Origin of the sequence: Chryseobacterium sp. HR92 (genome assembly GCF_045689405.1) — a bacterium.
Lineage (GTDB): Bacteria > Bacteroidota > Bacteroidia > Flavobacteriales > Weeksellaceae > Chryseobacterium > Chryseobacterium viscerum_A.
In genome coordinates this window covers 337,807-361,388 of record NZ_CP139139.1, presented here as the reverse complement: position 1 = coordinate 361,388, position 23,582 = coordinate 337,807, and the positions used below count along the sequence as shown (strand labels likewise).

Below are 23,582 nucleotides of genomic sequence, written 5' to 3'. Positions count from 1 at the left end.
ATATAAAAAAGTAATCAGCAATGAAACACTATCCCTTCATCCTGTTCTACCTTTTCTGTAACGTTTTTATTTATGCGTTCCATGGAGGCTTTTGGGTGTATCTGTTTTGTTTTTTTGCTTTTTCTGCAGTGGTAGTTTGGGGCTCATTTGATATCGAACTGGGATATTTTGTCAACAGTATTACTCATAAGCGGACCAAAGCTAAAGAAGTTGCCCTTACGTTTGATGACGGACCTACTGAATTTACACCTAAATTTTTAGACCTGCTTAAAGAGCATCAGGTAAAAGCAACCTTTTTCTGTATTGGAAAGCAGATTGAAAAATATCCTGAGACATTTCAAAGAATCATTGCAGAAGGCCATACGATTGGGAATCATACCTTATCACATTCCAATTCCACAGGGTTTTTATCTACTTCAAAAATGATTGAGGAAATTGAAAAGTGTGATAAAATCATTAAGAATATTGGAAATATTAAAACCAATCTCTACAGGCCACCTTTTGGAGTGACCAATCCCAATATTGCAAAAGCCATCAAAAGAACGCATAAAATAAGCATCGGATGGAATGTACGGTCTTTAGACACCATCATTGATGATGAGAAGAAAATCTACGGCAGAGTGACCAAAGGCTTGAAAAAAGGGAGCATTATCCTTCTGCATGACACTTCGGAAAAGACTTTTCGCGTGCTGGCCAATTTATTAGTATTTTTGGAGGACAAAAAATATTCAACCTTTACTGTTGATGCAGTGATAAATTCAAATAGAAATGATTAAAAACATTGCTTTCGGAGCATTCTTAATGGTTTCCGGTTTCTTTTTTGCACAAAACACTGCAATGTCGGGAGCTGAAGCCAAAGCATTTGTATCGAAGGTTTCTTCAGATACGAAAGAGATTAAAACCTTGCAGAGTGATTTTACCCAGACCAAAAAAATGGACTTCCTGGATAAAAGCATCGTTACCTATGGGAAGATGTCATTACAAACTCCTAATATGCTGAGCTGGAAATACACAAAACCTTATCAATATAGCATTGTTTTTAAAAGCAATAAGATCTTCATCAATGACCAGGGGAAAAAATCATCTGTAGATGCCAAGAGCAAAACATTTGAAAAAATTAACAAACTGATTGTGGGAAGCTCAAACGGAACGATGTTTAATGATCCTGAATTTACAGTAACGTATTTTAAGAATGGAAATTACAATGTGGCGAAATTTATTCCCAAGACATCACAGCTCTTAAAATACATCAAACAGATCGAGCTGTTTTTCCCAAAGAACCAGTCAACGGTTTCTCAGGTGAATATGACTGAGGCTTCCGGAGATACTACGAATATTGTTTTCAAAAATACAAGAATCAATGCTTCAATTCCCGCGTCAGAGTTTACTTTATAGCCTGATTCTGATACTGGCTGTTTCCTGTAAAACATACAAGTTAACAGAAGCAAAACCAGTTTCCTCTTCTGAAAAAATGGTGGAAAACTTATACTTCTCTTCCGGTGAAGATTATGTATACAAATGCCAGATGGATATTTATAAAAACCATGTGAGCGGAATTCTGATCATCAAAAAACTGAATGAAACAACGCACCGTGTCGCTTTAACATCAGATTTCGGAAATAAACTGATTGATTTTGAGATTTCTGACAATAATTTTAAACTGAATTATGTACTTCCTGATCTGGATAAAAAAATAGTGATTAATTTTCTGAAGAATGACTTTCAGCAGCTTTTGAAAAGAGAGTATCCTGTAAGCGAGAGCTTTGAGAATGACAATACTAAAATTTATCTTTCAAAAATTGAGAATAAAAGCTATTATTTATTTTTCAACAAGGAAAATGGTTTACTGAAACAGATCATTTACACGAAAAATAATAAGGAAAAAATCGATTTTACTTTTGATGCAAAAAAAACTATCTTCGCGGACAGCTTAAATCTACAGCACAAAGATTTTAAGATCAATATAAAACTATTTCAAATAACCGAAACGGAATAACTTCCAACATGAAAAAAATATTTTTCTTACTTTTTGCACTTTTCACTGGTTTATCTTTTGCCCAGGTAACGTTCAATCCGGGAATCAGAGTGGGTGCAAATATTTCACATATATCTGACGGACCTGCCTATGAGTCCTTTTATTATAATGATAATCAAGGATATCACTATGGAGCCAATGCCTATGATATTAAATCAAAAGTAGATTTCTACATAGGTTTCCAGGCCAATATTCGGTTTGCAAAGTTCTACGCTCTTCAGCCGGAAATTTATTATACCCGTCAGGGAGCAAGATTTGAAAGCCAAAATCCTGCTGTTTCTTCAAAAACAGTAACGCTTTCTTATGTGGGAGGAGCAGTAGTGAATAAATTCTATTTTGAAAAATTTAATATTCATTTTGGTCCGACTTTGGAACTTCTGACAGATCATAAAAATATCGACTCTCCTATTGGTGGAGATTTGGGGTTGTTATTTGGAGCCGGTTATGACATTACAAAAAATATAGGCGTTGAGGCCCGAATTAAAAAAGGTTTTGTACATATTAATAATGACAATACCAACGTAACATTCCAGACGGGAGTGTATTATACATTTAATCTTAAAAAATAAGATCATGCAAACCATTCTTACAGATTTTTATACTTTAACATCGTATGAGAAGGCAGAAGACGGAAAGTTTATTGCTCATATTCATCTTAATAAAGACCACGATATTTTCAAAGGACACTTCCCTGGAAATCCGGTAACTCCCGGTGTTTGTATGATGCAGATCATTAAAGAACTGACTGAGGAATTTACAGGTTCAAAATTATTCTTAAAAACAGCATCCAATGTAAAATTCATGGCCATTATCAATCCTTTTGAGACCCCTGACTTACAACTTCAACTGGATATTAACGAAAGTGAAGATGAGGTGAAAGTAAAAAATACAACATCTTTTGGCGAGACTATTGCATTAAAACTGTCTGTAAGCTATAAAAAATTATCGTCATGAAATTAATCTTATCTTTCTTCACGGCATTTATTTTTTTCTTTCAGTCTGATCTTGAAACACTGAGAAACAGCTATGCTAAGGCCAATGAGTCTAACAGCAATACACAAAACTTCATTGAAACCGCTGAAAAACAATCCGGTTCTGATGCTGTGAGCGTTGGATATAAAGCTGCTGCAAAGATCATGGAAGCAAAAATTACCAAAAACAATAGAAAATCATTGGTAAAAACAGGAGCAACAAGTCTTGAAGCTGTTATCAAAAGTAACCCTAACAATGCAGAGCTTCGCCTGATCAGAATGAGTGTTCAGGAAAACATCCCGAAAATTGTTGGATACCGCGGAAGCCTGAAGGATGATAAAACATTTCTTCTGAACAATTACAGCAAACAGAATGCAGCATTAAAAGGCTATATCAAAAGGTTTGCAATGCAGTCTAAAACCATTACAGAGACGGAAAGAGCCACTTTAAAATAAAAAAATGTTCCTTGCTGAAGTACAAAATGCAATTTCTGAAAAGAAGATATGCGTTTTAATACCTACCTACAATAATGAAAAGACCCTGAATAGGGTTATTGACGGTGTTCTCAACTACACCGGAAGTATTATTGTGATCAATGATGGCTCCACGGATTCCACTCCTCAGATACTTGCCCAATATCCTCAGATTACGGTAATCTCCTTACCGGAGAACAAGGGAAAAGGAAATGGACTAAAAACAGGTTTTAGAGCAGCAAAGAAATCAGGGTATGATTATGCCATTACTATTGATTCAGACGGACAGCATTATCCGGATGATATTCCTGTATTTGTAGAGGCCCTTCTTCAGGAAAAAGAAGAAGTTCTTCTGATCGGAAACAGAAATATGTCTCAGGATGGTATTCCTAAGAAAAGCAGTTTTGGAAACCGTTTTTCCAATTTCTGGTTCTGGTTTGAAACCGGTATAAAACTGGAAGATACGCAGTCTGGTTACAGGCTTTATCCTTTACATAAAATTCCAAAGAAATATTTTACCCCTAAGTTTGAATTTGAAATCGAAATCATTGTAAGAACTGCATGGAAACATGTTCCGGTAAAAAATGTTCCGATCAAGGTTTTGTATGATCTGGCAGAACGGGTTTCACACTTCAGGCCTTTCAAAGATTTTACGAGAATCAGTATTTTGAATACAATTCTGGTAACCATTACGTTGTTTTATATTATTCCGAGAAATTTTCTGAATAATTTCAAAAAAAAAAGTTTTAAAAAATTCATACAGGAAGACGTCTTAGAAAGTGACGGAAGCAACCGTACAAAAGCATTTTCTATAGCACTGGGAGTCTTTATAGGACTTTCTCCTTTCTGGGGATTTCAGACACTTCTGGTCATCAGTTTATCTGTGCTTTTCAAACTTAATAAAGTACTTGCATTTGTAGCTTCCAATGTGAGCCTTCCTCCTTTTATTCCTTTTATTATTGCAGCTTCTCTTTTTCTTGGAGCACCATTTGTAAGTGGTGACAGCGATATTTTAAGCCAGGATTTAAATTTTGAACTGATTAAAAACAATCTGCTTCAATATATCATTGGCAGTTTTATCTTAAGCACTACGCTTTCTGCTATTGCAGGGGCAACTGTTTTTTTCTTTCTGAATAAAATAAGTCCGGAAAATAATTAAAAAAGCCCGGGACAAAGTTCCAGGCTCATTATAATTTAGTTATTGCTTTCTATTTTACACTGAGTAAATTATTTCAGAATAAACTGTGTCAGATCTTTTAAAAACGGTTCATCCACTTTTCCTTTTATTTCATAATCTTTTGGAGAGGGTTTTCCGGAACCCGCTATGAATAAGTGGCTTAAAGTCGGATAAAATTTAAAAACGGCTGTTTTATCATTTTTTAATGTTTCTTTCCAAAGGCTGAAATCTTTCTCCGTTACCTGATAATCTCTTCCTCCCTGTGCAAAAAACATGGGAGCTTTTACTTTTTTAACCTCATTAAGCTGATTGTAATTTTTTAAATATTGCCAGTATGCCGCCGGCTGCCCTAAAGGAAGTTCTGATGCTGGTGAACTCAAATTAAATTTAGATGAATTTAAATAGGCAACCTGTTTTTTTACTTCCTGAACAGCTTCAGCAGGAACTTTAGTTGCATCTAAAGAATGAAGATAATCATACTGTTCTACTAATAAATCCTGTAATGGTCTTGCATTACCGGCCATAAAAACATATTTTGAAACCTGAGCTTTTTCTGCAATTTTTGGCATCATATACGCTCCCTGGCTGTGTCCCAGGATAATGATCTGATAACCTTTATAATCTGAATTGTTTTTAAAATATTGGGCTGCATTTACTGCATCATTGACCGTCTCCTCTTCTACAGTAGACTTTTCATTAAATGTTTCAGGGTAAGAATATGTTCTTTTATCATATCGGTAAGAAGCAATTCCGTTGTTGAGAAGATATTCCGCAATATCTTTAAACGGTTTATTTTCCCCAATGGTTTCGTCTCTGTCATGAGCTCCTGAGCCATGAACAAAAATAACTAATCTCTTTTTATCATTGGAAGAAGGAATTAATAGTGTTCCATTCAGTTCAATTGCATCACTTTTTACTTTCAATGTAGTCTTCTCATCCGGCTTTTCAAATGGTTTATGAGGGACTAAAAAGAAGCCGAGTATTTTATTATTCTCTCCAAAGGTAAGCTGAACATCCAGTTTAGTCTTTTCAAATTCTGAATAATAATAGTAAATATTTCCCTCATTGTTCACTTCAAGAATTATTTTCAAACTCCCAATCTGCCCCTGAAGCTGTTCTGTAATAGCTTTAAGCTGATCCACCGGAATTTGTCCTGCTACGGAAGGGTCGAAATAAGAATGTGCTTTTTCTGCATTTTTATCTACAAGCAAAGCTTTAATGAAAGTATTTCCGATCTCTTTTCTATCCTGAGAAAAGAATAAAAGAGTAGATGCGGTAAAGAATAAGGTTAAAAATTTTTTCATAATCAATTATTTAAAGACCACATCAGCAAATGATAGTGGCGTCATCATTATGGTAACAAATATCGAAATAATAACCAGAGCTAATTGGGTGATATGGTATATTTTTTCTCTTTCCTCCTCATTGATTTCAAAAGTAAATTTTATTTTATCAGGCCTTCTGATGATCAGCCAAATAAACACAAGAACAGCCAGATTCATCAATACGGGAAACACAAGAAAGATTTTACTTCCATAATTGTCTTTCATACTTCCGTACCCGTGAATAGTGATGGTGTCAGGTATTGAGCTGTAAACAGTGCACAAATACACAGAATAACAGATGATAATAACAAAAGGAATACAGAACAGCAGTTTTATATATTTGGGGATCATTTCAGTTTCTTTAAAGTTTTCTTCAGGTATTTTTCCACATTTTTTCTGTCCGGAACAGTCGTAATCTCTTTCGTCAAAGCTTTTTCAAATTCAGTTTTTGCCTTTGAATATTCTTTTTTGTTAAAATAATACTTTCCAGATTGATAATAGACCAGCCAAAAATCCGGGTTCATAGATTGATAAGAAGGGATAACACCATCTGTCAGCAGGGTATTTTTATCGTTAGCAGCCTCATTGATTTCTTTACCATACATTTTAGACAATTCATAGTTTTGGAATTCTTCAGAATCTGCGAAAGGATCACGTGGAATATTCAGATTTGATTTTGAAAAATTATCCGGCTGTAATCCTTTATCTGAAAAAATTTCGTTCAGATCATAACAAACAAATTCTCCCAACTGATAAGGATTTGAAGAAACCCAGACCAGTTTTTTCTGAGGCGAAAATATGACAGCATGATGAGCCAGAAGCTGATTAAGTGCTTTTTCATTACCATAACCAATACTTTCATCTTTTAAGCCGGATCTGTTTCTTAAAATGGAAGCCATTTTTTTCGGGGTTATTTTCTTTTCTTCCTGCAAAAGCTCCTGAAGTTTTTCATAACGATATTCCGAATGGCTTTCTTCAATATGTTTCTGATTTCTTTTGTCGTCTTTATAAGCTTCAGACTGGAAATGATTGGTGCAAAGAACTCTGCTGGTATTCTGTACGCTGTACACTCCGAAATTTTTAGGTGAAACTTCGATGATTACGGCTCTCTTATCTGCTGCACTTCCCACAAGGATGGATTCTGAAACGAAAACTTTTCTTTTTTTAGCAATAGCAATTGCTTCCTCAATATTTTTAGCATACTGCAGAATTTCTCTTGTAACAAGGGAAATAGGTGTTTTTGCTGTCAAAGGAATTTTTGATTTCCCGGCATTAATTGTCACTGAGATTCCTTCTTTATTCATCCCGGAAACAACACCTATCATTCCCGGCCAGCTTACTGACATGTATGGAATTCCTTCTTCGGGCTGAACAAATTCTACCAGTTTATTTTTTGCAAAGTCATCTCCTACATAAAAATCAAAATTTCTTCCGATCAACAAGTCTCCGTCTTCCGTATTTTCGTTCCATACAGCGAGTGAAGTACAGCCTACCATGGCCAGATCCTGCATGGCATGTCCGATATCGTGGGCTCCGTGCAGGTAAAGATTTCTTAAATATTTGGGAGCAATAAAATCATACTGATCAGATGAATATTGTGACAAACCATATAATTCTGCCTGATAATCTTCTCTTACATTGAGATACATTTTTCTGTTGTACCATTTTAAAAAACCTCTTAGCAGCCTTTGTCGGAATTTTGAAGGCACAAATCCTTCCACTTTTGAAAAGAAAATGCTTTCCTGCTTCTGCATCAAACTTTGTGTCAATGCTCCGTTGTTATATCCCAGCTGCAAAGGATTTCCTTTAATATAAAGTTCCCAGAGCTGCTGCTTATTTTTGGTAAGATAATTCTGATTGTAGCTGAAAGTGCTGTCATTAATCTTGTTTACTTTTGGAACTTCCAGAGCATATTGTTTTACATTGGGAATGTGATGGATAGATTTTGATATTCCGCAGGAAATGAGGAAAAAACAAAAAGTAAGGTAAAGAAGAGTTCTTTTATAGGGTGAATAAATGGTTTTCGTTTTTTTCACTTTAGTTTTTATTAATCATTTGTCTCAACCGCGTGTCAATCGTTTTTTTTCCCAGAATTTCTGCACAGGTATTAAAAGCACCGATGGTCACTCCTAAAATCCCATGCATATTCACAGATTGCCCTGTCAGAAACAGATTGTCGATTTTCGTACGGGGAGAAACCATTGTTTTAAGAGGATTCTCAGAGCTTTTCATGTATCCATACATATTTCCTTCAAAATTCCCGATATAGTCCCGGTAAGACAAGGGAGAAGAAGTATATATTGTTTTGATGGCACGCCTTAGATTGGGAATTTTCTTTTCCAGAGCGTCCAGCATTTTTTCTGTTTTTTCAAGCTTAAATATTTCATAAGCAGTTCCTCTTTCATGCTCATCCGCTACAGTATTGAATGTATTTTCCCATTCTTTAACCTCATCAAAATCCATATAGGAAATTGCGGTAAGACTTTCTGCAAATTCGGGATAATGCTTCGAAGATGTGGAAGAAAGCATATAGGTTTCCGGCCATGATTCTTTTTGATAACGGAATGCGTTCCAGACTTGTTCTTCTGATGAATAGTGATACCTGTTGTAATTGAAATTCGGAAGACTTTGAGGTTTTAAAACCAGATAAATACTAAAACACGATGAAACCGGCTTCCAGCTTAAAACCCTGTTCAGAAAGGATTTTTTTAGTCTTTCTTCTCCTATCAGATTAATGGTGGAACGAATCTCTATATTTGAGATAAACTGTTTTCCATAGTATTCTTTTCCTTCTTTCGTTTTTACGGATGCTAATACATTATTTTCATTAAAAACAAATTCGGAAACTTCCGAATGCTTGTGAACTTCTGCTCCATATTCCCGAAGTTTTCTGATCAGAAGTTTAGAGATCTGGCTTCCTCCTTTTACACACTTGTAAGCGCTTTGGATATAGGAATTTACCGTTAAAGCATGTACGTAGAAAGGTACATTTTCAGAGTCTCCGGCATATAAAAAATTGGAACCCAGTAAAACAGCCTGAAGTCTTTTGTTCTGGGTAACGGATTCAATAAATCGTTTGGTATTAAGATGCAGAATTTCCTCGTTATAATTATCTTTTCCTACCACATGATATCTTGGAAACTGGCTGCAGACATACTGAATCTCTTCGCAGTAGTTTTCAAGGTTTCCTCTTTCTTCAGGAAAATACTTGGAAAGCTGCTCAACGAAATTCTGATAGCCCTGTGCATGTGGATATTCTATTTCATCATCCCCAAAACTGATCCTGTCATATCCGTCCTCATCCATCAGGTGAAGTTCTAGATCATCCATAATTTCCAGATAGGAAAAGAATTGATGCAGGTTTTGCCCTTTGGATAAACCTCCAAGATAATGAACTCCCGTGTCAAAAATCAGTTTGTCCCTTGAAAAAGTCTGCAGATTTCCCCCGTATTGGTTATTTTTCTCAAGCACACACACTTTCAGACCTTCTTTCGCCAAAATAAGAGCTGAAACAAGACCTCCCAATCCGCTGCCGATTACAAGTATGTCGTATGCTTTCTTCAAAAGAGAATGTGCTTTTAATAATTAAGAAACAGGGAATTTAAGATATTTAAAGTTTACTTTGGTACAGTAAGCAAAGAAATTCTATTTGGAAATACTATTTAATGATCTTAATTCTTAGTAAATCTTAATGGTTGTTAGTTTTTCGTTAGTTTTTACGGGATAAAAATAGAAAAATTAATCTATATCGTCCCAAAAATCAAAATAATTAAACCATTGAAGCGGATATTTTTTCACCATGGTTTCAAGATTATCAACATAAGACTGTAAAAGTCCTTGTGAATCACGATTTTTGATATTCTGGGCCACTCTTGCATACAGGTGGTAATGAAGATTGTTCTCTTTCATCACATAGACGTATACTACGGGAACGCCCAATCTTGAGGCAATCAAAAACGGACCAGCCGGAAATTTTGCGCTTTTCCCAAGCAGTTCTGCTTCCAGATACTTAGATCCTTCAAAATAACGGTCTCCTGTAAAGCAGATCAGTTCATTATTAGACAAAGCCTGATTGATCTCAAAGATATGAGACATATCTTCTTTTACATAGATGAACTTGATATTACTTTCTTTTACGGCAACGCTCTCCAGATATTCTTTAATCACGGTAACTTCCTGATCTGTAGTCACCAGATTGATCTGGCAATCAAAGTCGATATCTGCAAAAAAATGTTCAGCAATTTCAAAATTACCGATATGAGCACTGATGAGAACGCCTCCTTTTTTAGCGGCTAAAAGATTTCTAAGATTTTCAATGCCGTCAAACTCATAAGTATATTTTTCTCTGAGCCCGGCAGAAATAGCAGTTTTATCAATCAGAACTTTTCCGAAGGTAAAATAGCTTTTAAAGATAGAGGCTTTGGATTTCCAGTATCCGTAATTCAGTCTTTTTTGAAAATAATAAAGAATATACTGGTTACTTTTCTTCTGAAACAGTGAGTAATAAGCTGCTACAAAATACAGCACACCATATGAACTTCTGATCCCGATATTTCTAATACACCAGACGAATATTCTGTATCCGAGTACTGTTCCTTTAGATTTACCTTTCCACTTGTTCATATATAGAATTTAATATAACAGAGAACCAATGTAATAATACCCTTTTTAAAAGTAACCGTTACCGGATCACCCTGATATTATTACATTGGCACATTTTATAGAATAAAGATTTACTCAATAACTACGCGTTTTTTTCAGCAATCTTATTTTCAATCGTTGTATAGAAATCATCAAATGTTACCATTTTTTTGAAATCTGCTTCTCCTAATTTCACCCCGAAATTGGATTCTATCACGACTACCATGTCGATATAGTCCAGGCTGTCTAAGCCTAGTGTATTTTTAAGGTTGGCATCATTACTGATTTCGTCTCCGTCTACCTCGAATTCGTTTACCAGAAAATCATTAACGATAGCAACAATTTTTTCCCTTTCCATGTTTTTAATCAAATTTTTTAACTATTAATGCAGAATTGGTTCCCCCAAACCCAAAAGAATTCGACAAAAATACATCAATTTTTTGATTTTTTGTTTTTGCGACTAAATTTATCTTTTGTGCTTCATTATCAGGGTTTTCCAGATTAATATTCGGGGCTACAAAATCGTTCTGCATCATCAGAATAGAGTAGATCACTTCACTTGCACCTGCCATCCAGCACTCATGCCCGGTCATAGATTTGGTAGAACTTACCGGAACTTCACTTCCGAAAATTTCATAGATTGCTTTGGCCTCATTGGCATCACCAATTGGGGTAGAAGTTGCGTGAGCATTGATATAATCGATGTCTGAAGCTTTTAACCCTGATTGTTTTAATGCTCTGTCCATTGCCAAAGCTGGCCCATCCACATTGGGTGTTGAAATATGACCTCCGTTTGAAGAGAAACCATATCCGATAATTTCTGCAATGATAGGAGCACCTCTTCTTTGAGCAGATTCTAAGCTTTCAACAATCAGACTGGCTGCACCACCACTCGGAATCAATCCGTCTCTTTCTGCATCGAAAGGTCTTGATGCCTTCGTAGGCTCATCTTCTCTGGCTGAGAACACTCCCAGCCCATCAAAGCTCGCCATGGAATATTTGTTGGTTTCCTGAGCTCCGCCACAGATGATCATATCCTGAAAACCATTCTTGATCATCATATAAGCCAGTCCCAATGAGTGTGAACCACTTGCACATGCCGCGCTTATGGTAAGATTGATTCCTTTCAGTTTAAAAATAGTTGAAAGGTTCATTGTCACTGTTGAGTTCATTGATTTGAAAATCGCTCCCGACCCCATCAATGTTGTATCTTTCTTTTCCCTTGCAATATCAATAGATTCTACGACTGCCTGGGAAACACTGTCATTTCCATATAAAATTCCCACTTCATGAGAATCTAAGAATTCTTCATCCAGATTTGCCTGTTTTAAAGCATCAATGGTAGCCAGATAAGCATATTCGCTTTCTTCTCCCATACTGATACGCTGGCGTCTGTTTAAGAGATTTTTCAGATCGGGTTTCGGAACAACTCCTGTAAGGCCAGACCTGAAACCAAATTCTTTTCTATCCGGATCTAAAACAATACCGGATTTTCCTTGATATAGGGATTCCCTGACCTCTTCTAAAGATGTCCCGATGCAGGAATAAATTCCCATTCCGGTAATTACAACCCTATTTTCCATGTTATGAATAAATTCCTCCGTTAATATTAATCACTTCTCCTGTAATGTAGGAAGATTTTTTAGATGCTAAAAATGCAACCAGATCTGCCACTTCTTCTGCTTCTCCGAATCTGTTGGCAGGAATCATCGCTTTCAGTTCTTCTTCATTAAATTCCTGAGTCATATCTGTTTTGATGAAACCAGGAGCTACAGCATTGACGGTAACATTTCTTTTGGCAACTTCCTGAGCCAGAGCTTTTGTAGCACCTACTACAGCGCCTTTTGCAGCAGAGTAATTTGTCTGGCCGGCTGTTCCTTTTACTCCGGATACCGAAACCATATTGATGATTCTTCCGTACTTATTACGAAGCAGCTTTTGGATGAAGAAGTTGGTTACATTGAAAAATCCGTCCAGACTTGTATTGATCACACTGTTCCAGTCTTCTTTCTGCATCCACATAAAAAGACCGTCTCTTGTGATTCCGGCATTATTGACGATAACTTCTACCACCGCGTCAGGATTTCTCTCCTGCCATTCTGTCAAAACAGTCTTTGTCTCTTCGGTGTTTCCTACATCAAATTTAAGGATTTCTCCGGTAGCACCTAATTCTTCCACTTTAGCCAACGTTTCGTTTGCTGCGGTTTCGTTTGAAGCGTAGTTGATCAGAATGTGATAGTTTTTTTCTTCAGCCAGTTTTATACAGATTGCTCTCCCGATGCCTCTGGAGCCTCCTGTTACAATTGCACATTTCATGCGTTAGTGTTTATATCGTTTTTAGTTTTTTTAAGTTGATGCAGGATGCCTTTATTGAATAGACAATACATGACAGCTAATAGTTACATTCCTTTCAGATATTTCTTCACTTCTTCCAGATACGGATACATGACCATATCGTCTGAAAAAGCAGGAATAATTTTTCTGATTTCGTCATACAGTTCTTTTGTAGACGATGAAACCTTATCCTGGAATCCAAGATATTCTACAGCCTGGATGATCGTAATAGCTTCGATCGCTAATACTTCAAAAGCATTTTCAATCACTTTTCTGCAGATTACCGCAGCATTGGTACCCATGCTAACGATGTCCTGATTATCATTATTGTTTGGAATACTGTGAACATACATAGAATTTGACAACATCTGACTTTCTGCCGTGGTAGAAGTTGCCGTAAACTGTACTCCCTGCATCCCAAAATTGAAACCTAATTTACCTAAATTTACAAAAGGAGGCAAGATTTCATTGATTTTAGCATTCAGAAGATAGTTTAACTGTCTTTCTGCAAGCATTGTTAGTTTGGTTACCACAATCTTAAGTTTGTCCATTTCCAGAGAAATGTAATCTCCGTGGAAGTTTCCTCCGTGATAAACATGTTGGTCTTCAACGTTGATAATCGGGTTATCATTGGCTGAGTTGATCTCATTTTCAAGTACTTTCTCTGTATATTCCAACGTATCCAATACCGGACCTAAAATCTGAGGAACACATCGTAAAGAATAGTATTCCTGAACTTTTTCCTTGAATACTTTTTCCTGTTCTTCAAAGTGGGTATAAAGGTGTTCTTCTCTTTTTCTGATCAGTTTACTGTCTGCCAGATGAGCACGCATTCTTTCTGCCACTTTCTGCTGACCGTAATGTTTTTTCGTTCCGTTCAGTGCTTCTGATAAGTGATCATCATAAGCCTGTACAATCTCATTGATCGCACAAGAAAGTCTAAGAGAAATATCTGTAAGCTGATTCGCTTTATAAGCATTCACAATACCTATTCCTGACATTACGGAAGTTCCGTTCATCAAAGCAAGACCTTCACGGATCTCTACTTTTATCGGTTCTAAACCTTCAGTTTCAAAAACCTCTTTGGTAGATTTTCTTTCTCCTTTATAAAAAACTTCTCCTTCTCCAATCAATACCAAAGCCAGGTGAGCCAGCTGAACAAGGTCGCCGCTTGCTCCTACTCCTCCATGTTCAAATATCAATGGGGTAATATCTCTGTTGATAAGCTCCTGAAGAAGATGAATAACAGACTGATGTACTCCTGAATTCCCTAATGACAAAGTATTCAGTCTTGCCAGCATACATGCTTTCACCTCATCTGCAGGTAAAGGATTTCCGATTCCCGAAGAGTGGCTTCTGATAAGGTTATACTGAAGCTGGTGTGTATCTTCATCACTGATTTTAAACTGAGCCATTGGCCCAAAACCGGTGTTTACACCATATATTACTTTATTTTTTGAAAACTCCTTTAAAAACTGAAAACTCTTATCCACTCTTGATAAAAGTGATTCATCCAGTTCTATTTTTTCATTCTCAATGATAATTTTTTGAAAGTCTTTCAGTTCTAAAAAGTTATTTATTTTCATCAATTAAAAGTAATAGTTGATAATTTTGTAAAATATTAATTATTTGTCACTAATTTTGCGGCAAAGATAAAAGTTATTATTAAAATAAAAAATCAAAGATGAGCAAAGAATTTGTTGACGTTCTTGTAATCGGAGCCGGGCCTTCCGGATGCGTGTCTTCTTCATACCTGAAGAACCATAATGTCAGCGTAAAAGTAGTCGAAAAGACAAAATTTCCCAGACTGGTGGTGGGTGAAAGCTTAATTCCGAGGGTAATGGATCACTTTGAGGAGGCCGGACTTTTCCCTGCATTAGACAAAATGGGCTTTGAAAAAAAGCTTGGAGCACGTTTCCTTCGTGGTGACGAAGTCTGCATTTTTGATTTCAGCAACAAATTCGGGGAAGGCTGGGACTGGACCTGGCAGGTTCCGAGAGCTGATTTTGATAATACTCTTGCTCAGGAGGTCATTAATAAAGGAGTTGATCTTGAATTTGAAACTGAAGTTATTGACATCAAATTTGAAGGAACAGATTCTGTAACTACGGTAAGAACTAAAGATGGAGAAACGAAGGAAATCCATGCTAAGTTTGTGATTGATTCCAGCGGCTACGGAAGAGTACTGCCTCGTCTGCTTGATTTAGAAAAACCTTCAAAATTGTCTCCTCACTCTGCCATTTTCTCTCATGTAAATGATATCAACAGAGAACCAGGAGAGGAAGGTACTTTAATTTCTTTTGACATTATTAAAACAGAAGTATGGCTTTGGGTAATTCCTTTTTCTAACGGAAACACAAGTTTAGGAATTGTAGGCCCTACTGAATATATCGACAAATTATCTGAGAACGGAGATACCACTGAAGCTTTGAGAAAAGCCATTTCTCTTTCTGATTATTATGTAAAACGTTTTGGGAATGTAGATTTCCTTTTTGAACCTAAACATCTGAAAGATTATTCATGTTCCGTTAAAAGTTTATTTGGAGATGGATTTGCTTTAACCGGGAATGCTTCAGAATTCCTTGATCCTGTTTTCTCTTCGGGAATGGCTTTTGCCACAGAATCCGGAATGCTTGCTGCAAAACTGGCTTTAAGACAGCTAAACGGAGAAAAAATTGACTGGCAGAAGGAATACACAGACTACATTCTATACGGTGTGGACGTTTTCACCACCTATGTGAAAGAATGGTATACCGGAAATCTTCAGGAATTATTTTTCCACCAACCGGAAAATCCGGATGTAAAGAAAAAAATATGTGCTGTTTTAGCAGGTTATGTCTGGAACAAAGACAATCCTTTTGTGAAAAAGCACGATACAGTTATTAAAAACCTTGCGAACCTGATTAAGTTAGAAAAGCAGGAACAGCAAAATCAAGCATAAAAAAACGGTCTGAATTTTCAGACCGTTTTTTGTTTTATTTTAAAGACTTTTTAATTTCTTTTCCTAAATATCTTCCAACGGATTCGTAAGCCGCAGCTATTCTCCCATACTCCATTACAAATTCTTCATTTTGAACAAATTTGTCAAATTTTTTAAGCTCTACTTCAGCTAAGACTGTAGAAGGATTATTGGTTTCTATAAGTTTTATCTTACCTGTTATCTCAGCAGTCATAGCAGTCAGTCCGGCATGCCAGCCCGGGAAAATCCAGTTTGTTTCCACCAGCAGGGTATATTTTGCGGAAGGATCTTTTTTAAATGAAATGTTTTTATATGTCTTATTAAGCCCTTTTGCAAAATAATCTGCATACTCATTTTTATATTTCCCCCACTCTCCAATCCATTCATTCCATGCCGTTTGTCCTCTTTTAGGATTGTCAAGAACTTGTTTTTTTCTGTTTTCAAGGTATTGAGCTTCTGTAATATTTTCTTTCATAAACAGTACGTTCTCAAATTCAACCTCAACATTTACTTCGGTCTGATCTTTTAAGACATTCAGATTTCCTGCAACAATTTTCATTTTTTCCTGACTGAAAGCCATTGTCATTGTCACCATGAATACCAGCAATAATAATTTTCTCATATGCTATTAGTTTTTTTAATTAAGAGCCCAAAGATATTATAAAAGCAAGTATTTATATGACTCTTTATTTTTAATTTTATCTTAAATCAATAAAAGTGATTGGCTTTCTGCTGTTTGGATTAAAAACGGTTTTAGACAAAATATCAAAATCTATGATTTCAATTTTTGGGCTTACTCTCAGTTTTGCACGGAAGTGGTCTCTGACTTCATTTACAAAACCATCATGTTCTTCTTCTGTGCTTATTTTAATGATAATTTCGTCAAGGCCTATTTCGTTAGCCTGAATAACGATCTGATAGCATAAGATATTGTTGAAATCATTCAAAATATCATTCATAGCAGGCGGATACAAAGTTGTTCCTTTGTATTTGATCATCTGCTGCTTTCTTCCTACAACAGGTCCTAACCTCATAGTATTTCTTCCACATTGGCATGGCTCGTAATGAGCTTTTACAATATCACCGGTTTTAAATCTTAAGAGAGGAATGGCTTCTACTCCTAAAGTAGTGATGGTCAATTCTCCATTTTCTCCTTCATTTACCGGATTTCCGTTATCATCCAGGATTTCTGTAATGATCAGTTCCGGATGATGATGTCCTCCGATCTGGAATTCGCACTCTGTAAAAGCGGTACTCATTTCTGTAGAGGCATAGGTTGAAAAAAGTTTTATATCCCATTTTTCTTTGATTTTCTGAGAAAGAATATTATCCGTAAAATCCTGATTTTTGATACTTTCTCCGATACACACAGCCCCGTAAACACTGGAATTTTTATAATCCAAACCGTGTTTTTCGGCATAATCAATCATTTTCAGCAGAAAAGAAGGTACTGTAATCAAATATTTAGGTTTATATCTGAAAATAGAATCCCACTGAAGTTCAGGAATTCCAGGTCCCATTCTCACCACACTAGCTCCCATTTTTCTTAGACCTAAAAAATAGGCAAGACCAGCCATAAACCGCTTGTCAATGGTCGTAATCATCTGAACCACATCTCCTTTCTGAATTCCTGCACACGCAAATGATATCGCTTCATTGTAAGCAAGCCTCTCAAGATCGTTGTCGGACAATCCGAAGGTTACAGGATCTCCCAATGTTCCGGAAGTGGTACTGTAATCGACAATTTTATCCGGCGTTATACAGAAAAAATCATGGTTATACTGCTGTAGATCATTCTTTGTAGTAGTAGGAATCTTCTGAAGATCTTCCAAAGTGCAGATATCGGCAATATTGATATTATTTTCTTTGAACAGTTTCTGATAAAAAGGTGAATAAGTTTCAAGATAAGTCAAAAGCTCATGAAGTTTTTCTTCCTGAAATATTTTGATTTCCTGAATCCCTGCTTTCTCGATTAACGGATGAAATTCCAATGATTTTAATTTTTAAAAGGCAAATTTATTTAAAATTACATGATTGTAAGATGTATTCATGTAAAATGTATTCATGAATTCTGCCACAGCTTTTATCTCTGGAAGGTAAAAGTCTGTGTATTGGTATTCCCAGCAGTATTGATGGTGGTTACCTTCAGCGTATGCGCGCCTGATCCTTTCGGGCATTTTTCATCAAAAATGTAGACAAAATTATCTTTTACGCGGGCAAAGCGAAGCCACTTTCCATCCAGTTCGGCCCGGAATGAAATAATATCTCCTACTCTTGCCGTTCCTTTTAACAGTAATGAATTACTATTAACCATTGCTCCTTCTGTCCAATTTGATGAAACAGATGGCAGATTATTATCGATCAATAATTTTGCAATACCCAATCTGTTGAATTGTCCTTCTGCCCGATCACCATTCCATTTTACTTTTACAACATTTTTGTCACTGCCATAATCAAGGAGAATAACAGCTTTCTCTTTTTCTGCATTAGTTAACTTTCTATTCGGTTTTATTTTCAAAGTATATTCATCCTGAACAGGAATATATGGGCTATGCAAAACAATGGTATTTGAAACAGCATTTGGATCTGTATCCGGTTTTTCATAGGCCTTAAAATTTACAGCATCGTAGACTCCATTTTTACTGAAGCTAATCTCTGCATTTTCGGTAGCAATGATTTTTCCTTCATTTGGCATTACGGTTTTCCCTGTAGAAGATACTTTTTCTGAAGTTGTATTGAGCTGAAGCTTTGTTGTTAAGCGGCTCGTATTTCCTTTTACATCTCTCAGGACAATTTCAATGGTATGAACATTTTCATCCTTAAGGTTGATAATCCCTGTTGAGTTGGGAAGACTATAATTCTGAAGCTTCATTCCCGGCAAATCAGATAAATGCTGAATTCCCATTTTATCCCTGATGAATTTAGTATAATCTATGCAGCCGTTGATATATCGGGTATCATCATAGTGTATTTTATCAATTTTAAAACTGTAAATCAGCTTGCCATCCATCAATAGTTCTGCATTATAAATGCCCAGATTAAAACCTTGATTAGCTTTATCTACTGCCTTAATCGCAAAACTTATTTCTGGAGAATTAACCTGAACGAGATTAGAAGTATAAACATTTCCTGCCTTTTTTACTGCAATTCCATTCGCTCCTGGTTCATAAGTACTGAAACGTCTGTCATACCAATACAATCCGCTAATAATTGGGGCTATACTATCTGGAATGGCAAAGCCAAAAAGTAACGGGTTAAGACATTCTTCTGTTTTGGTATCTCTTATTTCAAAATGCAGATGTGGCCCAGCTGATCCTCCTGTGTTTCCACTCAACGCAATTTGCTGTCCTTTATCCACAGGGAACTGTCCGGGCTGAAAAGTGATATCCTGTTCCCACTTTTCGTCTTTATATTGTCTTTCCTTTACATATTCATCAAGCTTATTGAAATATTTATTCAGATGAGCATATACTGTGGTATAGCCATTGGGATGAGTGATGTATACAGCATTTCCAAATCCGTACCGCTCCACTTTTATTCTGCTTACATACCCTTCTGCAGCTGCCAGAACCGGTAAATTCTCCTGACTATTGGTTCTCAGATCCAGTCCCATATGAAAGTGATTGGTTCTGATGGCTCCAAAGTTGGCCGCAAGCTGCATTGGAATATTGAGTGGATTCCTGAAATAATTCTGTGGATAATTATTTTGAGCTTGTACAATGCCTGTGTTGATAAAACAAACAAAAAGCATCAGATGATAAAAGATTTTCATACAGCATTTGGGTTTATAGGTCTACTTAAATGTACAAAATTCCGGCCAATAAGCGCTTGTTAGGATATTCATTTTTAGAATCACCTTTGTTTTCTTAACCACAGTTTTCCTTTGCTGAGTGAAACACCTTTGCGAACAATTTTAACCCATTCATAAGTTCTTTGTGAACTTTGCGTACTATTAGGTTTTGGCTAAAACCATTGGATATGTTTTTATTATTTAAGCGGGCTTCCTTCGACTATGCTCAGGATAATAGCCGCTCCTAGTGAATAAACTGCCTTAAATTTCATACTCAAAACAGTCAGAAAAATTCACTTATTGACCATTCACCATTCACTTTTTCTCACTTTCTCCATTTATATTTCTGAAATTGAACTTTTTAATAGAAATTACCTAAATAAAACATATATTATAAACCGACAAATTTTAGTAAATTTGCAGACTTAATTAATCAACGATATTGAGATATTTACAATGAGCCAATTTAAAGAATACAAAAACCTCAACCTTATTGACGTAGCAGAGAATGTAGCGGAATTTTGGAAACAAAATAAAACCTTCAATAAGAGTGTTGAGATTCGTCAGGGAAATCCTGAGTTTGTTTTTTATGAAGGTCCGCCTTCAGCAAACGGTATGCCTGGAATTCACCACGTAATGGCAAGAGCATTGAAAGATATTTTCTGCCGTTACCAGACTCAAAACGGAAAGCAGGTTTTCCGTAAAGCTGGCTGGGATACGCATGGTCTTCCTGTGGAACTGGGTGTAGAAAAAGAATTAGGAATCACGAAAGAAGATATTGGCAAAAAAATCTCTATTGAAGACTATAACAAAGCTTGTCGTGAAGCAGTAATGCGTTATACTGATGTATGGAATAACCTTACAGAGAAAATCGGATATTGGGTGGACCTTGATGATCCGTACATCACGTACAAGTCAAAATATATGGAAACCGTTTGGTGGTTATTGAAGCAATTGTATAGCAAAGAACTGTTGTACAAAGGCTACACCATCCAGCCTTACTCACCGAAAGCAGGAACAGGACTTTCTTCTCACGAGCTTAACCAGCCAGGAACATATCGCGATGTTTCGGATACAACGGTTGTAGCTCAGTTTAAAGTGAAGAAAGACTCTTCAGCATTGTTTAATGATGTTGATGGAGATGTACATATCCTTGCATGGACGACAACTCCATGGACGCTTCCATCCAATACTGCTCTTACTGTAGGTAGAGATATTGAATATGTTGTAGTTAAAACCTTCAATCAATATACATTTGAACCTGTAACGGTTGTGTTATCAAGCGTTCTTTTACCTAAAGTTTTCGGTAAAAAATATACAGAAGGTACAGATGAGGATTTTGCCAACTATACGCCGGAAACGAAAGTAATTCCATTCAGAATATTAAAAGAGTTTACAGGAGAAAAGCTTGTTGATACAAGATATGAGCAATTAGTCCCTTGGTTTACGCCAAATGATAATCCTGAGAATGCATTCAGAGTAATCTTAGGAGATTTCGTAACAACTGAGGACGGTACAGGTATCGTTCATACAGCTCCTACATTTGGTGCTGATGATGCAAGAGTGGCTAAAATGGCTCAGCCTGAGATTCCGCCAATGTTGGTAAAAGATGAAAATGACAATCTTGTACCATTGGTAGACTTACAAGGGAAATTCATCAAAGGAGAAAATGTTCCTGAGGTATTCTCCGGAACTTATATCAAAAATGAATACTACGATGAAGGAACTGCTCCTGAGAAATCATGGGATGTGGAACTTGCGATCCTGTTGAAAACAGAGAACAAGGCTTTCAAAGTAGAAAAATATGTCCACTCTTATCCACACTGCTGGAGAACAGATAAACCGGTATTGTACTATCCGCTTGATTCATGGTTTGTGAAAATGACGGCTGTAAAAGACAGACTGGTTAATTTGAACAAAGAAATCAACTGGAAGCCAAAAGCTACCGGAGAAGGACGTTTTGCCAACTGGTTAGAAAATGTGAACGACTGGAACCTTTCCCGTTCAAGATATTGGGGAATTCCGTTGCCGATCTGGAGAACAGATGATCTGAAAGAAGAAAAGATCATGGGTTCTGTAGAGGAATTATACAACGAAATCGAGAAATCAATTGCAGCTGGATTGATGAGTGAAAACCCGTTCAAAGGTTTCATTATCGGAAATATGGCTGAGTCTAACTATGATCTTGTGGATCTTCACAAAAATGTAGTGGACAAAGTAGTATTGGTTTCTGATTCAGGAAAAGCAATGAAGCGTGAGAGTGACCTGATTGATGTTTGGTTCGATTCAGGTTCTATGCCTTATGCACAGTTGCATTATCCTTTTGAAAACAAAGAATTAATAGACAATAATAAAGCATTCCCTGCTGATTTCATCGCAGAAGGTGTTGACCAGACCCGTGGATGGTTCTATACGCTTCACGCTATCGGAACTGCTGTTTTTGATTCTGTTGCTTATAAAAATGTAATGAGTAACGGTCTTGTTCTGGACAAGAACGGACAGAAAATGTCAAAACGTTTAGGAAATGCCGTAGATCCGTTCGAAACTCTTTCTGTATATGGGCCGGATGCTACCCGTTGGTACATGATTTCCAATGCCAACCCATGGGAAAACCTGAAGTTTGACATTGAAGGAATTGACGAAGTAAGAAGAAAGTTCTTCGGAACGCTTTACAATACGTATTCATTCTTTGCTTTATATGCGAATGTTGACGGCTTCAACTATTCAGAAAAAGAAGTGGAAAACCGTCCCGAAATTGACAGATGGGTCCTTTCTGAACTGAACCTTCTGATCAAAGAAGTAAAGGCTTTCTATGAAGACTATGAACCAACAAGAGTAGCAAGAGCAATCAGCACTTTTGTGAACGATAACCTGAGTAACTGGTATGTAAGATTATGCAGAAGACGTTTCTGGAAAGGAGACTATTCTGACGATAAAATCTCTGCTTACCAGACACTATATACATGTCTTGAAGTAGTTGCTAAACTATCTGCTCCGATTGCTCCGTTCTTTATGGATCAATTGTATCAGGACCTGAATAAAGTAACAGGTAAAGAGAACTGTGAATCTGTACATTTGACAGACTTCCCGGTAGCTGATGAAAGCTTAATTGATCAGGATCTGGTTGAGAAAACGCATTTGGCTCAGAACATTACAAGTATGGTCTTCTCTCTGAGAAAGAAAGAAAATGTAAAAGTCCGCCAGCCGCTACAAAAAGTATTGGTTCCTGTATTGGATTCTAAAACAGAAGAGCAAATCCTTGCTGTTGCAGATCTGATCAAGCAGGAAGTAAACGTTAAAGAATTACAGTTAATCAATGCTGAAGAAGCATCTCACTTAATTGTAAAACAGATAAAACCCAACTTCAAAGCTCTTGGTCCTAAATTAGGAAAAGACATGAAGGTGGTAGGTGCCGAGATAGCAAATCTTACCACAGAACAGATTGCCGGTCTTGAAAAAGAAGGAAAAATAGGCGTTCAGGGATATGAGATCACACTTGATGATGTAGAAATCTCTACAAAAGATATCCCGGGATGGACTGTTACTTCAGACGGTAAAACAACTGTGGCATTAGATTTGACGTTAACCGATGAGCTAAAATCTGAAGGTATCGCAAGAGAATTCATCAACAGAATTCAAAACCTGCGAAAAGATAAAGACTTTGAACTGACAGACAGGATTAATATCTCCATTGAAGAGAACTCACCTTTCCTTGATGATATTAAGAAAAATGAAGAATATATTTCTTCTGAAGTCTTGTCAAATAAAATAGAAATTGTATCTTCACTTTCAAATTTTAACGAAATCGAAATAGATGAGGTTAATTTTAAGATAAATGTTGAAAAAAATTAACATGTAGTTATTATATTTCAAATT

General features: G+C 36.4%; 21 protein-coding genes. 9 read left to right on the top strand and 12 right to left on the bottom strand.

Annotation, left to right across the window (positions count from 1 at the left end; all coding sequences use genetic code 11):
- Nucleotides 1-20 precede the first annotated feature (20 nt).
- From SFA27_RS01660 to SFA27_RS01630, 7 genes are read left to right on the top strand one after another with little or no spacing between them, the layout of a single operon-like run.
- A complete protein-coding gene (locus tag SFA27_RS01660; protein WP_407295742.1) occupies nucleotides 21-776 on the top strand; it encodes a polysaccharide deacetylase family protein in 756 nt (251 codons plus the stop codon).
- Nucleotides 769-1,395 carry a LolA family protein gene (locus SFA27_RS01655; protein WP_407295739.1) on the top strand — a complete coding sequence of 209 codons (627 nt, stop codon included), beginning with the start codon at nucleotides 769-771 and terminating at the stop codon, nucleotides 1,393-1,395. The genes SFA27_RS01660 and SFA27_RS01655 overlap by 8 nt, the downstream gene beginning before the upstream one ends.
- Nucleotides 1,361-1,996, top strand: a complete 636-nt coding sequence (locus SFA27_RS01650; protein ID WP_407295737.1) for a hypothetical protein — start codon at nucleotides 1,361-1,363, stop codon at nucleotides 1,994-1,996. The genes SFA27_RS01655 and SFA27_RS01650 overlap by 35 nt, the downstream gene beginning before the upstream one ends.
- Nucleotides 1,997-2,004: 8 nt before the next feature.
- A complete protein-coding gene (locus SFA27_RS01645; RefSeq protein WP_407295734.1) occupies nucleotides 2,005-2,604 on the top strand; it encodes an outer membrane beta-barrel protein in 600 nt (199 codons plus the stop codon).
- Between the two features lie 4 nt (nucleotides 2,605-2,608).
- Nucleotides 2,609-2,989: a 3-hydroxyacyl-ACP dehydratase gene (locus SFA27_RS01640; RefSeq protein ID WP_081995489.1), complete on the top strand. Its 381-nt coding sequence runs from the start codon at nucleotides 2,609-2,611 to the stop codon at nucleotides 2,987-2,989.
- The gene (locus tag SFA27_RS01635) at nucleotides 2,986-3,462 is read left to right on the top strand and encodes a hypothetical protein (RefSeq protein WP_047377393.1); all 477 of its coding nucleotides are present in this window, start codon (nucleotides 2,986-2,988) and stop codon (nucleotides 3,460-3,462) included. The genes SFA27_RS01640 and SFA27_RS01635 overlap by 4 nt, the downstream gene beginning before the upstream one ends.
- Nucleotides 3,463-3,466: 4 nt before the next feature.
- Nucleotides 3,467-4,639, top strand: a complete 1,173-nt coding sequence (locus SFA27_RS01630; RefSeq protein ID WP_407295730.1) for a DUF2062 domain-containing protein — start codon at nucleotides 3,467-3,469, stop codon at nucleotides 4,637-4,639.
- Between the two features lie 68 nt (nucleotides 4,640-4,707).
- Here SFA27_RS01630 and SFA27_RS01625 read toward each other — a convergent pair whose 3' ends face one another.
- The 9 genes from SFA27_RS01625 to hutH all read right to left on the bottom strand — a co-directional run bounded on the left by SFA27_RS01625 (nucleotide 4,708) and on the right by hutH (nucleotide 14,543).
- The gene (locus SFA27_RS01625) at nucleotides 4,708-5,961 is read right to left on the bottom strand and encodes a DUF3887 domain-containing protein (protein WP_407295729.1); all 1,254 of its coding nucleotides are present in this window, start codon (nucleotides 5,959-5,961) and stop codon (nucleotides 4,708-4,710) included.
- 6 nt (nucleotides 5,962-5,967) lie between these two features.
- Nucleotides 5,968-6,333, bottom strand: a complete 366-nt coding sequence (locus SFA27_RS01620; RefSeq protein ID WP_045501296.1) for a hypothetical protein — start codon at nucleotides 6,331-6,333, stop codon at nucleotides 5,968-5,970.
- Nucleotides 6,330-8,018: a C45 family autoproteolytic acyltransferase/hydolase gene (locus tag SFA27_RS01615; RefSeq protein WP_407295726.1), complete on the bottom strand. Its 1,689-nt coding sequence runs from the start codon at nucleotides 8,016-8,018 to the stop codon at nucleotides 6,330-6,332. The genes SFA27_RS01620 and SFA27_RS01615 overlap by 4 nt, the downstream gene beginning before the upstream one ends.
- 1 nt (nucleotide 8,019) lies before the next feature.
- Nucleotides 8,020-9,546 carry a phytoene desaturase family protein gene (locus tag SFA27_RS01610; RefSeq protein WP_407295723.1) on the bottom strand — a complete coding sequence of 509 codons (1,527 nt, stop codon included), beginning with the start codon at nucleotides 9,544-9,546 and terminating at the stop codon, nucleotides 8,020-8,022.
- 174 nt (nucleotides 9,547-9,720) lie between these two features.
- Nucleotides 9,721-10,605: a lipid A biosynthesis acyltransferase gene (locus SFA27_RS01605; RefSeq protein ID WP_264519234.1), complete on the bottom strand. Its 885-nt coding sequence runs from the start codon at nucleotides 10,603-10,605 to the stop codon at nucleotides 9,721-9,723.
- A 121-nt stretch (nucleotides 10,606-10,726) separates the two neighbouring features.
- The gene (locus SFA27_RS01600; RefSeq protein ID WP_047377388.1) at nucleotides 10,727-10,981 is read right to left on the bottom strand and encodes an acyl carrier protein; all 255 of its coding nucleotides are present in this window, start codon (nucleotides 10,979-10,981) and stop codon (nucleotides 10,727-10,729) included.
- Between the two features lie 4 nt (nucleotides 10,982-10,985).
- The gene (locus SFA27_RS01595; RefSeq protein ID WP_047377386.1) at nucleotides 10,986-12,206 is read right to left on the bottom strand and encodes a beta-ketoacyl-[acyl-carrier-protein] synthase family protein; all 1,221 of its coding nucleotides are present in this window, start codon (nucleotides 12,204-12,206) and stop codon (nucleotides 10,986-10,988) included.
- Between the two features lies 1 nt (nucleotide 12,207).
- Nucleotides 12,208-12,939, bottom strand: a complete 732-nt coding sequence (gene fabG, locus SFA27_RS01590; protein ID WP_047377385.1) for a 3-oxoacyl-ACP reductase FabG — start codon at nucleotides 12,937-12,939, stop codon at nucleotides 12,208-12,210.
- Nucleotides 12,940-13,022: 83 nt separating this feature from the next.
- Nucleotides 13,023-14,543, bottom strand: coding sequence for a histidine ammonia-lyase (gene hutH, locus SFA27_RS01585; protein WP_407295719.1), 1,521 nt, complete (start codon nucleotides 14,541-14,543; stop codon nucleotides 13,023-13,025).
- 98 nt (nucleotides 14,544-14,641) lie between these two features.
- Here hutH and SFA27_RS01580 point away from each other — a divergent pair, with 98 nt between their 5' ends.
- Nucleotides 14,642-15,898: an NAD(P)/FAD-dependent oxidoreductase gene (locus tag SFA27_RS01580; RefSeq protein ID WP_407295716.1), complete on the top strand. Its 1,257-nt coding sequence runs from the start codon at nucleotides 14,642-14,644 to the stop codon at nucleotides 15,896-15,898.
- A 34-nt stretch (nucleotides 15,899-15,932) separates the two neighbouring features.
- Here the strand turns inward: SFA27_RS01580 and SFA27_RS01575 are convergent, their stop codons facing one another.
- From SFA27_RS01575 to SFA27_RS01565, 3 genes are all read right to left on the bottom strand, one after another.
- Complete coding sequence (locus tag SFA27_RS01575) at nucleotides 15,933-16,538, bottom strand: hypothetical protein (protein ID WP_264519238.1); 606 nt, start codon at nucleotides 16,536-16,538, stop codon at nucleotides 15,933-15,935.
- Between the two features lie 76 nt (nucleotides 16,539-16,614).
- Complete coding sequence (locus SFA27_RS01570) at nucleotides 16,615-17,907, bottom strand: AMP-binding protein (RefSeq protein ID WP_047377381.1); 1,293 nt, start codon at nucleotides 17,905-17,907, stop codon at nucleotides 16,615-16,617.
- Between the two features lie 92 nt (nucleotides 17,908-17,999).
- The gene (locus SFA27_RS01565) at nucleotides 18,000-19,688 is read right to left on the bottom strand and encodes a M23 family metallopeptidase (RefSeq protein WP_407295714.1); all 1,689 of its coding nucleotides are present in this window, start codon (nucleotides 19,686-19,688) and stop codon (nucleotides 18,000-18,002) included.
- 474 nt (nucleotides 19,689-20,162) lie between these two features.
- Between SFA27_RS01565 and ileS the strand changes: the two genes are divergently transcribed.
- Complete coding sequence (gene ileS, locus SFA27_RS01560; protein WP_407295711.1) at nucleotides 20,163-23,558, top strand: isoleucine--tRNA ligase; 3,396 nt, start codon at nucleotides 20,163-20,165, stop codon at nucleotides 23,556-23,558.
- Nucleotides 23,559-23,582 lie beyond the last annotated feature (24 nt).